Here is a 14616-nt window from a genome sequence, read left to right as displayed (position 1 = left end):
CCCCGCGCGCAGCCCATCCCGCGGGCGCGTCCCGCGTCGCGGGCGCGTCCCCCGCGCTCAGCCCACGCCGCGGGTGCGCATCCGGCGGCGGGTCGCGCGGTCGCGCATCCGCCGCACCGCGCGGAGCTCGTCGCGGACGTCGGTCGGCGCCAGCGCCTCGCCCGTGCGGCGCTCCGCGACGTCCTCGACGAGGTCGATCGTGACCGGCTCGAGCCGCCGCACCGGCAGCTCCGTCTCGCGAACCGTGCCGTCGGCCAGGCGCTCGACCCGTCGCGCGCCGGCGTCGGGGCGCGAGGCGACGGCCTCCTCGAGCCGTCCGTCGACGAACAGCAGCCCGCAGTAGTCGTCGGCGTTCCAGCCGTCGGGCAGGCGCCCGGCGGCGATCGCTGCGCGCTGGACCTCGCCCCGCTCGGGGACCTGCCGGGCGTGGACGCTGAACGAGCCCTCGAGCAGGCCGAGGCCGTCGATCGGCTCCGGCGAGCCGGTCGACGACGACACGCCGCCCTGGAACCAGCACATCGCGCCGGCCGAGAGCCCCGCGAGGACGGTCCCGCGGCGATGCGCCTCGAGCAGGAGATCGGCCACGCCGTGCGCGCGCCAGAGCGCGAGGAGGTTGCGCATCGAGCCGCCGCCGACGTACACGACGTCCTGCCCGAGGATCAGCGCCTCGAGCGTCTCCTCGAGCTCGTCGAGGTGGAAGAGCGACAGCACGCGCGGGCGACAGGGCAGCGTCCCGAAGAGCCGCGAGAACCGCTCGACCTGCTCCTTCGGATCCCCGCTGGCCGTCGGCAGGAACAGCACCCGGGGGCGGTGCACGGGCGCGAGCGCCAGGATGTACGCGTCCAGCGCGGTGCGGCCCGGCTCCATCGTGAAGCCGCCGCCGCCCATGCAGAAGACGGGAGCGCCGCTCACGCGGCCACTGCCGATTCGACCCCGGCGTCCCCGGCCAGCGGGTGGCCGACCGTCCCGCGCACGCCGGCGTCGCCGCCGTCGGCGTCCTCCGCGAGCGCGAGCGCCGGAGCGGCGGCGGCCGCCGATCCGGCGACCGCGAGCCCCTCCGCCGGCGGCGCGGCCGTCGCGGGATCGTCGGCTCCGAGGTACCGCGCGGTCAGCCGGTGCTCGTGCGCCGCGCCGTCCTCGCCGACCCGGACCGCGTAGGCGGTGGCGTCGCGCCGGGACGTGACGACCTCCTGCAGCTCGGTGCCCTCGAACACGAGGGCCGCGCCGTCCTCGACGCCGTACCCCGGGCGCAGCCCCCCGGCGACCAGCTCGCGGAACGCCGCGCGCCGCTCGGGCTCGCCGTCGTAGTGCACGCAGTTGCTGTGCGGCAGCAGGCCGAGCCCGCGGACGCGCTCGCTCGGGCCGTGGAACGCGGTCACCGCGTCGGCGAACCAGCAGAGCGAGCCGGCGGAGAGGCCGCAGAGCAGCACCCCGCGCTCCCAGGCCCGGCGCAGCGTCCGGTCCAGCCCGTGGGCGCGCCACGTGCCCAGGAGGCTCAGCAGCGAGCCGCCGCCGACGTAGATGACGTCCTGGGACAGGAGGTGTTCCTCGAGGTTGCCCTCGACCGCGCCGGCGCTGCGGTCGCGCCGGAAGAGCGAGACGTGGGACGGGTCGGCGCGCCCGGCGCCGAAGCGGCGGTAGAAGCGCACGACGTAGTGGTCGGCGTCGCCGGAGGCGGTCGGCAGGAAGCAGATCCTCGGCTGCTCCGCGCCGCTGAGCTCCAGCACGAAGTCATCCATCAGGGGGTTCCGGGGCTCCATGGAGAACCCGCCCCCGCCGAGGGCGACGATGCGTGGGGGTCGATCGGTCACACGCCGAGCATGGCGGCCGCTCGAGGGGCGCGTGGCCTCCGGTTGGAGCAAGATCGCGTCGCTGTCGTTCGCCCCCAGGGCGATCGTTGCGCGCTCCTTGATCCGGCGATCGGCCACCCGACGCCCCTGCACCTGGCGGGATTCCTCCGCGCCGACGCGCGCGTGCGCCGCGGGACGCCACCCCCGTCCTGGGCCGCCGCGACCACGAGGACCCGCGGGCCCGGCGCCCGCGGGTCGACCGTCGACGCCGACGGGGCTCAGGCGCTGCCGCGGTCCCGCTTGGCCAGGCGCCGCTGGAGCAGGACGTTCACGAGCATGAGCAGCAGGACGGTGAGCAGCAGGATCGTCGAGAGGACGTTCACCGTCGGCGGCACGCCCTGGCGCGCGGCGCCGAAGATGTAGAGCGGCAGCGTCGTCGTCTGGCCGTTGTTGAAGCTCGTCACCGCGTAGTCGTCGATCGACAGCGCGAAGGCGAGCACCGCGGCCGACAGGACGCCCGGCAGGATCATCGGCAGCGTCACGCGCAGGAACGTCGTGACCTCCCCCGCGCCGAGATCGCGCGAGGCCTCCTCGATGTGCGGGTCCATCCCCTGTAGCCGCGACCGCACGGTCACGACGACGTACGAGATCGAGAACATGATGTGCGCGATGAGGATCGTGCCGTAGCCGGTGTTGATCCCGATCACGAGGAACATCGCCAGCAGCGACGCGCCCATCACGACCTCGGGGGTCGCCATCGGCAGGAAGACGAACAGCTCGGTGGCCGTCTTGCCCCGGAACCGGTACCGCCCGAGGGCGAGCGCGAGGAACGTCCCGAGCGTCGTGGCGCCGATCGTCGAGAGGACGGCGATCGTCAGCGAGTTCTTCAGCGCGTTCGTGAGGTCGCCGTTGTCGAAGGCGTCGCCCCAGTGCTTCAGCGTGAAGCCCTGCCAGTCGACGTTGAAGCGCCCCTGGTTGTCGTTGAAGCCGAAGACGACCATGAACGCGATCGGCGCCAGCAGGAAGAGGACCGCGAGGGTCGACCAGAGGCCGAGCGCCCACGCGCGCGCCGCCCCGGGCTCGCGCGGGCCCTTCGCCGGCGGTCCGGGGTCGGCGGCCGAGGTCACGGTGCTCGTCGCGGTCGCCACGTCAGCTCGCCGCCTCGGTCAGGGTCCTCGTCCCGAGCACGCGCCCGAAGATCGCGATGAGGATGAGGATCGCGCCCATGAGCAGGAACGAGAGCGCGGCCGCGGTCGGATAGTCGAGCACCGTGAGGAACTTCGATTGCACGACGTTGCCGATCATGAGGTTGTTCGGGCTGCCGAGGATCGCGGCGTTGATGAAGTCGCCCGTCGCGGGGATGAAGACGAGCAGCGAGCCGGCGAACACGCCCGGCAGCGCGAGCGGCAGCGTCACCTTGCGGAACGCCGTCAGCCGGCTGGCGTGGAGGTCGGTCGCCGCCTCGATCAGGCGCCGGTCGATGCGCTCGAGGGCCGCGTAGAGCGGCAGCACCATGAACGGCAGGAAGTTGTAGGAGATGCCGAGGATCACCGCGCCCGCGGTGGCGTCGAGCCGGCCGTCGGCGCCGAGGACCCCGATGCCGCGCAGCGCGTCCACGAGCGGGCCCGAGTCGTTGATCATGAGCTTCCAGGACGCCGTGCGCATGACCTGCGACACGAAGAACGGCATGACGACCATGAGCAGCCAGAACGGCCGCCAGCGGCCGGCCTTGTAGGCGATGAAGTACGCCAGCGGGAAGGCGATGACGAGGTCGATGATCGTCGCGGCGCCGGCGTAGAGCACCGAGCGCACGAACTGGTCGCCGTAGGTGGAGATCGCGTCGCCGTAGACCGAGAACGACCACGTCAGGTCGTAGCCGACCTCCGAGTTGCCGGTCATGAGCGAGACCGACAGCTGGTTGATCAGCGGGATCGCGAAGAACAGCAGCAGCCAGGCCAGCGCGGGACCGGCGAGCCACCAGGGCAGGAGTCGCTGGCGCCAGGTCATCTCAGGCCCCCGTGACCTCGGCCATGCGCTCGTACATCGCCTGCTCCTCGGCGACGGTCAGCGACGGGTACGAGTAGAGCTTCTCGCGGACGTCGTCCGGCGGGAAGATCAGCTCGTTCTCGGCGATCTCGGGATCGCTCTTCTCGAGGATCGAGCGGATCCCGTCGACGGGGCTGAGGTAGTTGATGTACGCGCAGAGCCGCGCCGCGACCTCGGGCTCGTAGAGGAAGTTCATCATCGTCTCGGCCGCGTACGGATGCTCGACCTTCGCCGGCTCCATGAGGTTGTCGGTGAAGAGCATCGACCCCTCCTCCGCGTAGACGAAGCGCACGTCCGGGTTGTCGCTCTGCAGCTGGACCATGTCGCCGGAGTAGACGAGCGAGATCGCGACGTTCCCCTTCGCGAGGTCGGTCGTGTAGTCGTTGCCGGTGAACTTGCGGAACTGGCCCTTGTCGCGCTGCTCGCCGATCGCGTCGATCGCGTCGAGCAGGTCGTCGAGCTTCGCCTGCGTCGGGTTCTTGCCCTGCATGAGCAGGACGGCGCCGGCCGAGTCGTAGGCCTCGGTCAGCATCGTCACCCGGCCCTTCCACTCCGGGTTGAAGAACTCCCTGAGGCTGCGCAGCTCCCGGCCGGTCTCCTTGATGTTGTAGCCGAGCCCGACGGCCCCGGACTGGTACGGCAGGGTGTAGGAGCGGTCCTCGTCGTAGGGGATCGATCGCAGGTTCGCGACGAGGTGCTTCTCGTTCGGGACGTTCTTCTTGTCGATCGGCGACGCGTACCCGGCGCGGACCCACTTCGCCGCCATGTAGTCGGTCAGCACCACGATGTCGCGCCCGATCGGGCGACCCGCCTCGAGCTGCCGGCGGACCTTGCCGAAGAACTCGTTGTTGTCGTTGATCTCCTCGACGTAGCGGCAGCTGCCGCCGTAGCGCCGATCGAAGTCCTTGATCACCGACGCGTCCATGTAGAGCGGCCAGTTGGCGAAGGTCCAGCGACCGATCCGCTCCTTCGGATGGTCGACCGCCGCCGCCTCGCGCGCCAGCTCCTCCGGCGAGATCGTCGCCGTTCCGGAGATGCCGCAGGCCGAGAGCGCGCCGGCCATGCCGGACGCGAGGAACGCCGCCGCCGCACCGCGGCCGAGGAAGCGCCGCCGGGAGTGGCGCTCCTCGAGGAACGAGCGCTCGAGCGCCCGCTCCAGCCGGGCGCGGTCCTCACGCACCGGGCTCGCCCTCCACGACGAAGGTCTGGTCCTCGTCCCAGAGCAGGACGACGGGCTCGCCGGCGCCGAAGGAGCCCTGGGCGCGGCCCTCGACGTTCGGCACCAGGACCGTCAGGTCCTGCCCTCCGTCGGTGGTGACGGTGTAGTGCAGCGACACGCCGAGGAACTGGCTGACCGCGACGGTGCCCGACAGCGCGTTCTCGCCCGGCTCGGGCGTCGTCCCCGCCGGTCGCAGCCGGACCTTCTCGGGTCGGACGCCCACGCGGACCGGTCCGGACGCGAGGTCGCCGATCCGGTGCGTCAGCGCCCGCAGCCCGCTGCCGCCGCGCGTCGTGACGCGCGTGTGCTGGCCGTCCCGCTCCCCGAGGGTGACGTCGAGGAGGTTCGACGTGCCGAGGAAGTTCGCCACGAAGGACGTCTCGGGACGCTCGTAGAGATCCTCGGCCGACCCCTGCTGCTCGATCCGCCCCTTGTTCATCACCGCGATCGTGTCGGCCATGCTCATGGCCTCCTCCTGATCGTGGGTGACGTGGACGAACGTGATCCCCACCTCCTGCTGGATCCGCTTGAGCTCGACCTGCAGCTGGCGGCGCAGGCGCAGGTCCAGCGCGCCGAGCGGCTCGTCGAGGAGGAGCGCGCGCGGGCGGTTGACGAGGGCGCGCGCGAGCGCCGCCCGCTGCTGCTGGCCTCCGGAGAGCTGGCTCGGCTTGCGGGCGGCGAGGTGCGAGAGCTGCACCTGCTCGAGGACCTCACCGACGCGGCGCTGGACCTCGCGCTTGTCGACCTTCTTGCGCTCGAGCCCGAAGGCGACGTTCTTCGCGATCGTCAGGTGCGGGAAGAGCGCATAGGACTGGAAGACGGTGTTCACCGGCCGCTTGTTCGGCGGCAGGCCCGTCACGTCGTTGCCGCCGAAGAACACCCGACCGACGGTCGGCGTCTCGAACCCGCCGATCATCCGCAGGGTCGTGGTCTTGCCGCAGCCGGACGGTCCGAGCAGCGCGTAGAACGTCCCCGACTCGAGCTCGAGCGACAGGTCGTCGATGACCACCTGGTCGCCGTAGCGCTTCGTGATGCGCTCCAGCCGGATCGACCCGGCGTCGTCGCTGACGGGCGGCGCGGCGGTCGCCGCGGGAGCCGTTCCGGTCATGGGGTCCTCTCGACGCTGGGGACTGAGCGAGCGCTGCGCAAGGTCGCCCGAGGATGCCCCGCGGCGCCGCCGGCGCATGCGGCCCGTCGGACAACATCCGGACCGCGCCGGTCGCCGGGGCGGCCGGTCGACGGCGTCCACCGCGGCGAGCGGCCGGGGGCGCGTGCGTCGTGGCGCAGGAGCACGCTCCGACCGTATCCCCCGGCTCGGCGCCCGCGGGCCCGGACACGCCGTCGACCGCTGGGCGACCGCGGACGACAGGACGTCGTCCGGACCCGGCGGCGGTCGGAGCCGCTCGCGGCCCGCGCCTCAGCGGCGCTCCCAGACCGGGGCGCGCTTCTCCTTGAAGGCCACCGCGCCCTCGCGCGCGTCGCGCGACAGGAGCACGGGCCCGGCGATCCGCCCCTGCTCGGCCCAGAACTGCTCCTCGGTCCAGTCGACGCCGGCCCGGAGGATCTCGTGGCTCGCCGCCACGGCGAGCGGCCCGTTGGCCGCGATCCGCGCCGCGAGCGCCAGCGCGTCGGCGAGGGCCGCGCCCGGCGCGGAGACGTGGTTCACGAGGCCGAGCTGCTGCGCCCGGTCGACGTCGAGGGGGTCGCCGGTGAGCGCGAGCTCGGTGGCGACGCCCAGCGGCAGGCGCTCCGGCAGGCGACGCAGGGCGCCGCCCGCCGCGACGAGGCCGCGCTTGACCTCGGGGATCCCCAGGCGGGCGTCGCGCGCGGCGACGATGAGGTCGCAGGCGAGGGCGAGCTCCAGGCCGCCGGCCAGCGCGAAGCCCTCGATCGCGGCGATCACGGGCTTGCCCGGGCGGCCGATCGTCATGCCCGCGAACCCGCGCTCGGTCAGCGGCAGCTCGCCCCGTGCGAAGGCGCCGAGGTCCATCCCGGCGCAGAAGCCGCCGCCGGTGCCGGTCAGGACGCCGACCACGAGCGCGTCGTCCTGCTCGAGCTCGATGATCGCCGCGCCCAGCGCCTCCGCCGTGGCCTTGTCGATCGCGTTGCGCTGCTCGGGCCGGTCGATCGCGATCTCGAGGATCGCGTCGTGGCGCGTGGTGCGGACGGTGGTGTCGGACCCCATGCGCGCAGCCTCGCACGTCGCGGGCGCACGCGGGACGGCGGGACGCGGGCCGTCCCGCCGACGTGGTCAGTCCTGCGGCAGGCGCGCCGCGAGCGCCGCCAGCGGCGCGGCCGCGTCGCGGACGATCGGGCCGTGGCCGGCCAGCACGAGACGCGGCTCGAGGGCCGCGAGCTCGCGGACCGACCCGCGGTTGCGCGCGACGTCGGGCGTGAAGATCGCCGGCGGCTCCTGGAGCCCCGGCCGGGTCGTGACGAGCGACATCGTGTTCACGACGTCGCCGCAGATGAGGACGCCGTCGCGCTCGCGCCAGAGGCTCACGTGGCCCGGGCTGTGCCCGGGCGTGTCGAGGACGACGAAGCCGGGACCGACCTCGCTGCCGATCGCCAGCGGCTCGGTCTGCGGCACGCCCGGGAACCGGCCGTAGCGCGAGACGACCTTCTCGAGCGGCCCCGGCAGGTCGACCACCATCTCGCCCGTGCGCATCGCGGCGACGTCGCGCTCGCCCGCGAGCACCGGGACCTGTAGCGCCTCGGCGACCTTCCGGCTGCCGCCGCCGTGGTCGACGTGGGCGTGCGTGACGACGTGCCGGGCCACCGCGCGCCCGCGCACGGCCTTCAGCACGCGCTTGGCGAGCGCGGCGTACCCGGCGTCGACGAGCACGTCCCCGACGAGGTAGGCGTTGACGGCGTCGCGCGGCAGCAGCGACAGGTGGAAGACGTCCTCGGCGACCTCGCGCATCGGCCGCAGCCTACTGCCGCGCGGACGGCCCACCGAGCGGCGTCCCGCGCGGGGCGCCGTTGGTAGCGTGCGGACCGGCCCGGACCCCCTCGGGCCCCTGAGCGGGAGCGCACACCATGGGACGACGACAGCGGGACGCGCGACGCGCGGCGACGACGATCGGCGGGCTGGTCCTGCTCGGGGCGCTCGTCCCGGCGGCCGCCCAGGCGGCGGGTGCGATCGACGTGCGACTCGACGAGGCGCGGCTCTCGGTCGGCAGCGCGCGCGACATCGCCGGGATGCCGCCGACGACCCCGCAGACCCCGGACGCGCAGGCGACCGGCGTGCTCGCAGGGGGCCTCATCGCCGACGACGGCAAGAGCTTCCTCGTCCCGCAGGCCGGCGTCCGCCTGCCGGCGGTCGGCTGGCGCTGGGGCACCGCCGACGTGCGCTTCTCGTTCGCCGCGCTCGGTCCGCTGTCGGGGGAGATCGACGCCGCGAAGGGCACGATGACGATGCGCGGCCGCTTCGACGGCACCGCCCGGATCACCGGCCTGGCCGCCGGGGAGAAGGCCGCACCGGTCACCTGCTCCTGGTCGGGGCTGGACTTCGACTTCGGTCCGGGACCGGTGAGCGTCCCGACGTTCGGGGTCGCCGAGCCGATCGTCTACCCGGGCACGCTGGACAACCGCAGCGGTGCCGTGGTGCTCGCGGCGGGGCGGGCGACGGAGCTGCCCCCGTTCGTCGCCACGAGCGCCAGCGGCGGCAGCCGCAGCGACGTCGAGGTCTGCTCGACGCTGTCGAGCGACCTGAAGCTGCCGGCGCTGCTCGGGATGCAGCTGCGCGGCGTCGTCTCCGCGCCGGGCACGATCCCCTACCGGCCGAAGGGCACGCCGCGGCTGCGGCTGCGCTTCTCGGCCGTGAAGGCCGTCCCGCGGGGACGCACCGCGCGCGTGACGGTGCGCGTGACGAACACCGGGTCGGCCGAGGCGCGCAACGTGAAGCTCGCCGCCACGGCGCCCGGCACCGTCGCGGTGACGAACCCGCGCAAGACGATCAAGCGCCTGCGCGCGAAGCGCAGCGCCACGGTGACGTTCCGGGTCCGCACCACCGACGAGGGCTCGCGCCGGCCGCTCGTCCGGGTCACCAGCCGCGCGGAGGGCGTGGACCCGCGGACCCGCGGCGTGCGCCTGCGCCTGACCCGGTAGCTCCGGCCGCCGGCGCGGCGAGTGGACGGCTGGCCGAGTCGGCCGCCGATCCCTCGCCGTCGCGTGCCCGGCCGCCGAACGGGAGGTGAAGGGACCACCCGGGTTCCCGCCCCTCCCGCCCGGCAGCCATGCGACGCACCTCCACCCTCGGCCTCACCACCCTTCTCGCGCTCGGCGTCGCCGCGCCCGCGCACGCCGCGACGCCCCTGCGGATCGACCTCTCCTCGGCGACCGTCACGCTCGGCAGCGTGCGCGACCAGGGCGGCCCGGCGACCGGCCGCCTCACGGGGACCGTCGAGGACGACGGGCGGACCGTGACGATCCCGGCGTCGGGCATCGCGCTGCCGACCTTCGAGCAGCGGTCCTCGAGCGGCCGCGCGACGATCACGCTGCGCGCCGGCGGCCCGCTGACGGGGACGCTGGACCGCGCGGGTCGCGCGATCGCGCTGCGGGGGACCTTCGACCTCGAGGTGCGCCTCGACGGACTGCCCGCCGCGCAGCACCAGGGCGCGGTCGTGTGTCGCGCCCCGGCCGTCGTCCTGCGGCTCGGCACCGCCGCGGTCTCCGTGCCGTCGCGGACGTCGAGCGGCGGCGCGGGCGCGCCCGTCGGCTACGCCGGCGCGCTGGACCTCGACAGCGGTGCGGTGACGCTCGCGGCCCGCAGCGAGCAGCCGGTCCCGGCGACCGTCGCGGTGACCTCCGGATCCGGCTCGTTCAGCGACGGCCAGTTCTGCACGCAGCTCAACCGGGTCCTGGCCCTGCCCGCCGCCCTCGGCCTGCGCGTCGCCGGCACGCTGACGGCCCCCGGCGTCGCGTCGACGCCGTCGATCGGCGGCGACGCCGACTACGGGATGCTCGACGTCACGCCGGCCAAGCGCCGCAAGCCGCTGCTGCGGGTCCGGATGACGCAGCCGCCGACGGTCCGTCCCGGGCGCGTCGTGCGCGTCGCGGTGAAGGTCATGAACATCGGGCGCGGGGCGGCGACGAACGTCCGCCTGGCGGTGCGCGCGGGCGGCGGCGTCCGGGTCGTCCGGAGGACGGTGAAGCTCGGGAAGCTCGCCGCGAAGCGCACCCGCACGATCCGGATCCCGGTCCGCACGTCGTCGCGCACGCGGACGGGCGTGCGCGTGCGGGTGCGCCTCACGGCCGACGACGCGGCGACGCGCAACCGCTCGACGGTCCTGAGCGTCGCGACCCGCCGGCGCTGAGCGCGCGGCGGGGCGGTCCTCCTCGCCCGGGCGGGCAGCGCCTGCCGGGACGACGCCGGGCTAACGGGCAGCCGGAGGAGACCTTCACGCGCCACCAGCCGGTGAACCGGCCGACGACGCCGAGCACCGGCGCCACCTTGTAGACGTGGCAGCCCGGCTCGCCGAGGTCGCGGCTCGTGAGCTTGCGGCCCTTGAACGCGCGCGGGTTCTCCCGCATCGCGTCGAGCAGCAGCCGACGCGCCTCGATCTCCGCGCTCGCGTCGCCGATCTCCGACCGGGCGTCGACGAGCGCGTCGCGGATCTCCTCGAGCTGCCCGAGCGACAGCAGGCGCGCGCCGTGCGAGCGCGTCCGCGTCCGCACGAGCGGCGAGATGTCGTGGCGCGAGCGCTCGGCCTGCGCGTCGGACAGCTCGCGCTCGAGCCGCGCGATCTGCTCGCGCAGCTGCCGGCGGGCGTCCGCGGCCGAGACCGGCTCGAGGGACGGCAGGGGGGTGGGTGGGTGCGTCAGCGGCACGTCGACCTCTCCTTCCTCCGCGGACCGGCGCCGCCGATCCGCGCCTCGACCGTACCACCGCCGTCCCGCCGGTACCACCGCATCCGCACCGCGATCACCGGTCGACCGCCGCATCCGCCGCGACCGGCGGACCCAGGAGCTCCGACGCGGTCCAGAAGGCCTCGTGGACGTGCATCGACGGGATGCCGGTGAACTGCAGGCCGTAGACGATCGCCCGGGTCGAGCCCTTCGCCACGGCGAGCTCCGCGGGCGGCTCGCCGCCCAGCGGCGCGAGCGCGCGGTGCTCGTCGGCGATCACGAGCCGTCCGGCCGGCGCCTCCGTCTCGCCGGCCCCGAGCAGCTCCCCGGGCTTGGACAGCCGCACGCCCAGCTCGCCCGCCGTGCGGTCGGCGTCGACGGCCCACAGGGCCACGCCGGTCTCCACGAGCGCGGTGGTGAGGACGTCGCGCGGCATCCCCCGGCTGCGGAACCCGCCCCAGCGCAGGCGCGCGTGGTACGCGGCCTCGATCGGCGTCTGGTCCTCGTCGGGGTCGATGCCGACGTGGCGGTAGAAGACGCGCCAGGCCGCGGGGATGTCCTGCCGGCGCAGCTCGAGCGCCGCCGCGCCGTCGACGCGGCCCGACAGCGTGGCCAGCCGGTCGCGCATCCAGCGCGGGCTGCGCCGCATCCAGCGCACCGGCAGCTCGAGCCAGAGCAGCGCCAGCGACGGGTGCTCGTCGGCCACGAGCGGATCGATCCACCCCAGCCGCGGACGTGGGTCCTCCTCCACCATCTGCTCAGGGTACGACGCAGGCGGCCGGCCGGTTGCGGCTCCTCGCCCCCGGATCGCGTCCGGAGGAGGGCGCGCCTCAGTCGAAGAGCGTCAGGGCGGGCAGCCGCTCGCCCCGCAGGACGGCGAGGTCGACCTCGACCCAGCCGAGGCCGCGCGCCTCGGCGAGCGTCCGCGCCTGCGGCTTCACCGACTGCGCGGCGAGGACGCCGCGGACCTGCGCCATGCCCGGCTCCTCGCGCAGGCGCTCGAGGTAGCGGGTGAGCTGCTCGACGGCGTCGATCGTGCCGACGCGCTTGATCTCGACGGCGATCCACCCGTCGGCCGCGTCGCGGCACATGAGGTCGACCGGGCCGATGTCGGTCGGCCACTCGCGCCGCACGAGCCGGAAGCCCTCGCCGCAGTGCTCGGGCGCGTCGGCGAGGAGCTCCTGGAGCTCGCGCTCGACCCCGGACTTCTCCAGCGCGGCCGCCTCCCCCATGTCGTGGAAGACGTCCGAGACGACCTCGGAGATGACGATGTCCAGCCGGTCCTCGGTCGCGCCGGCCCGCTTGCGCACGACGATCTTCGTCAGCGGCGCGCCGGCGTCCCCCGTCCCCACGGTCGCGGCCGCCGCGGGTGGGCCGTCCCCGTCCTCGGCGAGCGCCGCGGCGTCGCGGCCCGCGAGCGAGCCGACGAAGCCGGTCGGCGCCTCGTCGACCGGCGTCCCGCCGCGCTCGAGCTCGATGACCGTCGGCGGGGTCATCCAGTTCTGCGGCTTGAAGCCCCCGGTGTCCGCGTGGACCATCACGGAGCCGTCGGACTTGATCATGAGCAGCCGCAGCGCCTCGGGCAGGAGGGCCTCGAGACGACCGGAGTAGCGGACCTCGCAGCGGGCGACGATCAGGCGCATGGACGGGGCACCGTAGCGCCGCGCGAGGATGGAGCCGCGGCCGGCGGGAGCCCGCCGCGGGAGTCGCGCGGCACGGCGCTCGGGGCCGACGCCGAGGATCCGCGCCGGGCGACCTGCATGGGTCGCCTCAGCGCAGCTCCTCGACGAGGAGGTCCATGAGCAGGGTGTCGACCCACGCGCCGGTCCGCGGGTCATGCGCGTGGCGGCGCATGATCCCGACGGGGCGGAAGCCGACCTTCTCGTAGGCGCGGACGGCCGCGGCGTTCGCCGCCTGCGGGTCGATCGTGATCCGGTGGTGCCCCTCGGAGGCGCAGTGGCGCACGAGCGCGCGGATCGCGTCGGGCCCGAGGCCGCGTCCGCGGACCCGGGCGCTGAGGAAGAGGTCGATCCCGGCGTGTCGGACGTCGGCGTCCTGCTCGGCCCAGTCCTGGATCAGGCCGACGATCGTGCCCTCGTGCTCGATCGCCCAGCGACGTGTCGTCTCGTCGTCGGCCAGGGGCCACCGGTCGTCGGTGACGGGGCCCCACCAGCGCGCCACGCCGGGCTCCTCGCGGATCGCGCGCAGCGGCCCGCCGTCGGCGGGCCGCACGGGACGCAGGAGGACGTGCTCCCCGGTGAGGACGGTCACGGGGCGAGCCTACGGGCCGGCGGACCGCCGGCCCCCGATCGCCGGTCAGCGCGTGCCCCGGCCGGGCCGCTCGTCCCCCGTCCCGCGTCCCGGCCGACCGTCGGCGGGACCACGGCCGCGATGCTCCTCCTCGAACGCGCGCACCGCGGCGCGGCCGACGTCCGGGTTGTCGGTGAAGAGCGCGTCGACGCCGAGGTCGAGGACCTGCCGCAGGTATCCGGCGAGGTCACCGGGGGTCGCCGGGTCGGTGCCGGCGCGACGCTCGAGCGGCAGGAACGCGTTCTCGCGACGGAAGGTCCAGACGACGACCGGCAGGCCGGCGCGGTGCGCGTCACGGACGAACGAGGTCGGCGCCTGCGACCGACCCGCCGCGTCGCGCGGGATCACGAGGCCCGTGTTCGGCGAGACCGCGTCGGCGTAGCGGGCGATCTCGCGCAGGCCGGCGGGCGTGGCCAGCTGCGCGTACGTCCGCTCCGGCGCGTCGAACGGGCCGCCGGCCGCGTCGAGCAGCTGGACCGTCCGCACGCGGCTGTGGCGGTGCAGCCAGCGGAGGTTGCCGACCTCGAAGCTCTGGACGATCACCGGCGCCCGACGGTGGTCCAGCCCGTTGCGACGCAGCAGCCGGACGAGGGCCCGCTCGGGGTCCTGTCCGATGCCGTGGAAGTACGTCGAGTGCTTGATCTCGGGCGCCAGCGCGATCGTGCGCCCCGTGCGGGCGCTGGCGCGGCGCGCGAGGTCGACGACCTCCTGGAGCGTCGGCACCCGCCAGCGACCGTCGAAGGCGACGTTCGCCGGCCGCAGCTCGGGCAGGCGCTCCTTCGCGCGCAGCGTCCGCAGCTCCGCGAGCGTGAAGTCCTCGGTGAACCAGCCCGTGACCGGGACGCCGTCGATCGCCTTCGTCGTGCGGCGGGCGGCGAACTGCGGGCGGCTCGCGACGTCCGTCGTGCCGGAGATCTCGTTCTCGTGGCGGTCGACGAGCACGCCGTCCTTCGTCAGGACGAGGTCCGGCTCGATGACGTCGGCGCCCTGGGCGATCGCCAGCTCGTAGGCACCTTCGGTGTGCTCCGGGCGGTAGCCGGAGGCGCCCCGGTGGGCGTAGACCGCACGCTCGTGGGCGCTGCCGAGGACACCACCGCTACGGGCCCAGGGCGCAGCGGGCCGGGCCCTGTCCCGGGCGTCGCCTCGCGCGCTGCCGGGGTGGCCCGCAGGGGCGCGGCCCGTCGCGCTCGGATGGCCGCGGGAGGCATCGGCGGAGGGCGGCGGGACGGCGGAGGACACGAGCAGGCCGGTGGCGATCGCGAGCAGGGCGACCGCCGACCGGCGCCCGCGGGGGGACGGGACGCGGAGGGGGTGCACGCTCGGCAGTCGATCGCGATCCTCGCGCTTGCGTGTGATCCCGTCGTGAACCTCGGCGGCCGGCGGAGCGGAGTCCGGGCCGCG

At 74.8% G+C, this 14616-nt stretch carries 15 protein-coding genes; 2 read left to right on the top strand and 13 right to left on the bottom strand.

Annotation, left to right across the window (positions count from 1 at the left end; translation table 11 throughout):
- Positions 1-57: 57 nt before the first annotated feature.
- From SK069_RS10190 to SK069_RS10155, 8 genes are all read right to left on the bottom strand, one after another.
- Positions 58-912, bottom strand: coding sequence for a Type 1 glutamine amidotransferase-like domain-containing protein (locus SK069_RS10190; protein ID WP_319954115.1), 855 nt, complete (start codon positions 910-912; stop codon positions 58-60).
- On the bottom strand, positions 909-1811 hold the full coding sequence (locus SK069_RS10185) for a Type 1 glutamine amidotransferase-like domain-containing protein (RefSeq protein WP_319954114.1): 903 nt from the start codon (positions 1809-1811) through the stop codon (positions 909-911). The genes SK069_RS10190 and SK069_RS10185 overlap by 4 nt, the downstream gene beginning before the upstream one ends.
- Before the next feature lie 257 nt (positions 1812-2068).
- A complete protein-coding gene (locus tag SK069_RS10180) occupies positions 2069-2938 on the bottom strand; it encodes an ABC transporter permease (RefSeq protein ID WP_319954113.1) in 870 nt (289 codons plus the stop codon).
- A 1-nt stretch (position 2939) separates the two neighbouring features.
- Positions 2940-3797, bottom strand: coding sequence for an ABC transporter permease (locus SK069_RS10175; RefSeq protein WP_319954112.1), 858 nt, complete (start codon positions 3795-3797; stop codon positions 2940-2942).
- A 1-nt stretch (position 3798) separates the two neighbouring features.
- Positions 3799-5016 (bottom strand): polyamine ABC transporter substrate-binding protein, encoded by a 1218-nt coding sequence (locus SK069_RS10170; RefSeq protein ID WP_319954111.1) that lies wholly within the window; start codon positions 5014-5016, stop codon positions 3799-3801.
- Positions 5009-6163 carry an ABC transporter ATP-binding protein gene (locus SK069_RS10165; RefSeq protein WP_319954110.1) on the bottom strand — a complete coding sequence of 385 codons (1155 nt, stop codon included), beginning with the start codon at positions 6161-6163 and terminating at the stop codon, positions 5009-5011. The genes SK069_RS10170 and SK069_RS10165 overlap by 8 nt, the downstream gene beginning before the upstream one ends.
- A 309-nt stretch (positions 6164-6472) precedes the next feature.
- On the bottom strand, positions 6473-7240 hold the full coding sequence (locus SK069_RS10160; protein ID WP_319954109.1) for a crotonase/enoyl-CoA hydratase family protein: 768 nt from the start codon (positions 7238-7240) through the stop codon (positions 6473-6475).
- Positions 7241-7306: 66 nt separating this feature from the next.
- Positions 7307-7978, bottom strand: a complete 672-nt coding sequence (locus SK069_RS10155; protein ID WP_319954108.1) for an MBL fold metallo-hydrolase — start codon at positions 7976-7978, stop codon at positions 7307-7309.
- Positions 7979-8094: 116 nt separating this feature from the next.
- Between SK069_RS10155 and SK069_RS10150 the strand changes: the two genes are divergently transcribed.
- Both SK069_RS10150 and SK069_RS10145 read left to right on the top strand, forming a co-directional pair.
- Positions 8095-9165 carry a CARDB domain-containing protein gene (locus tag SK069_RS10150; RefSeq protein WP_319954107.1) on the top strand — a complete coding sequence of 357 codons (1071 nt, stop codon included), beginning with the start codon at positions 8095-8097 and terminating at the stop codon, positions 9163-9165.
- Positions 9166-9293: 128 nt separating this feature from the next.
- Positions 9294-10373 carry a CARDB domain-containing protein gene (locus SK069_RS10145; RefSeq protein ID WP_319954106.1) on the top strand — a complete coding sequence of 360 codons (1080 nt, stop codon included), beginning with the start codon at positions 9294-9296 and terminating at the stop codon, positions 10371-10373.
- Here the strand turns inward: SK069_RS10145 and SK069_RS10140 are convergent.
- The 5 genes from SK069_RS10140 to SK069_RS10120 all read right to left on the bottom strand — a co-directional run bounded on the left by SK069_RS10140 (position 10306) and on the right by SK069_RS10120 (position 14532).
- A complete protein-coding gene (locus tag SK069_RS10140) occupies positions 10306-10887 on the bottom strand; it encodes a hypothetical protein (protein ID WP_319954105.1) in 582 nt (193 codons plus the stop codon). The genes SK069_RS10145 and SK069_RS10140 overlap by 68 nt on opposite strands.
- Positions 10888-10981: 94 nt before the next feature.
- Complete coding sequence (locus tag SK069_RS10135) at positions 10982-11659, bottom strand: hypothetical protein (RefSeq protein ID WP_319954104.1); 678 nt, start codon at positions 11657-11659, stop codon at positions 10982-10984.
- Between the two features lie 76 nt (positions 11660-11735).
- Positions 11736-12548 carry an endonuclease NucS gene (nucS, locus tag SK069_RS10130; RefSeq protein ID WP_319954103.1) on the bottom strand — a complete coding sequence of 271 codons (813 nt, stop codon included), beginning with the start codon at positions 12546-12548 and terminating at the stop codon, positions 11736-11738.
- Between the two features lie 127 nt (positions 12549-12675).
- A complete protein-coding gene (locus SK069_RS10125) occupies positions 12676-13176 on the bottom strand; it encodes a GNAT family N-acetyltransferase (protein WP_319954102.1) in 501 nt (166 codons plus the stop codon).
- A 45-nt stretch (positions 13177-13221) separates the two neighbouring features.
- Positions 13222-14532, bottom strand: a complete 1311-nt coding sequence (locus SK069_RS10120; protein WP_319954101.1) for a glycerophosphodiester phosphodiesterase — start codon at positions 14530-14532, stop codon at positions 13222-13224.
- Positions 14533-14616: the final 84 nt, after the last annotated feature.

Origin of the sequence: Patulibacter brassicae, assembly GCF_033949425.1 — a bacterium.
Taxonomy (GTDB): Bacteria; Actinomycetota; Thermoleophilia; order Solirubrobacterales; family Solirubrobacteraceae; genus Patulibacter; species Patulibacter brassicae.
Note: the sequence above shows the minus strand (reverse complement) of the source record. Positions and strands in the feature narration are given on the sequence as shown.

Coding starts and splice junctions, on each gene's coding strand:
- SK069_RS10135 (WP_319954104.1), bottom strand. CDS start 11,659: ATGGTGGAGGAGGACCCACGTCCGCGGCTGGGGTGGATCGATCCGCTC.
- SK069_RS10155 (WP_319954108.1), bottom strand. CDS start 7,978: ATGCGCGAGGTCGCCGAGGACGTCTTCCACCTGTCGCTGCTGCCGCGC.
- nucS (WP_319954103.1), bottom strand. CDS start 12,548: ATGCGCCTGATCGTCGCCCGCTGCGAGGTCCGCTACTCCGGTCGTCTC.
- SK069_RS10165 (WP_319954110.1), bottom strand. CDS start 6,163: ATGACCGGAACGGCTCCCGCGGCGACCGCCGCGCCGCCCGTCAGCGAC.
- SK069_RS10160 (WP_319954109.1), bottom strand. CDS start 7,240: ATGGGGTCCGACACCACCGTCCGCACCACGCGCCACGACGCGATCCTC.
- SK069_RS10150 (WP_319954107.1), top strand. CDS start 8,095: ATGGGACGACGACAGCGGGACGCGCGACGCGCGGCGACGACGATCGGC.
- SK069_RS10145 (WP_319954106.1), top strand. CDS start 9,294: ATGCGACGCACCTCCACCCTCGGCCTCACCACCCTTCTCGCGCTCGGC.
- SK069_RS10175 (WP_319954112.1), bottom strand. CDS start 3,797: ATGACCTGGCGCCAGCGACTCCTGCCCTGGTGGCTCGCCGGTCCCGCG.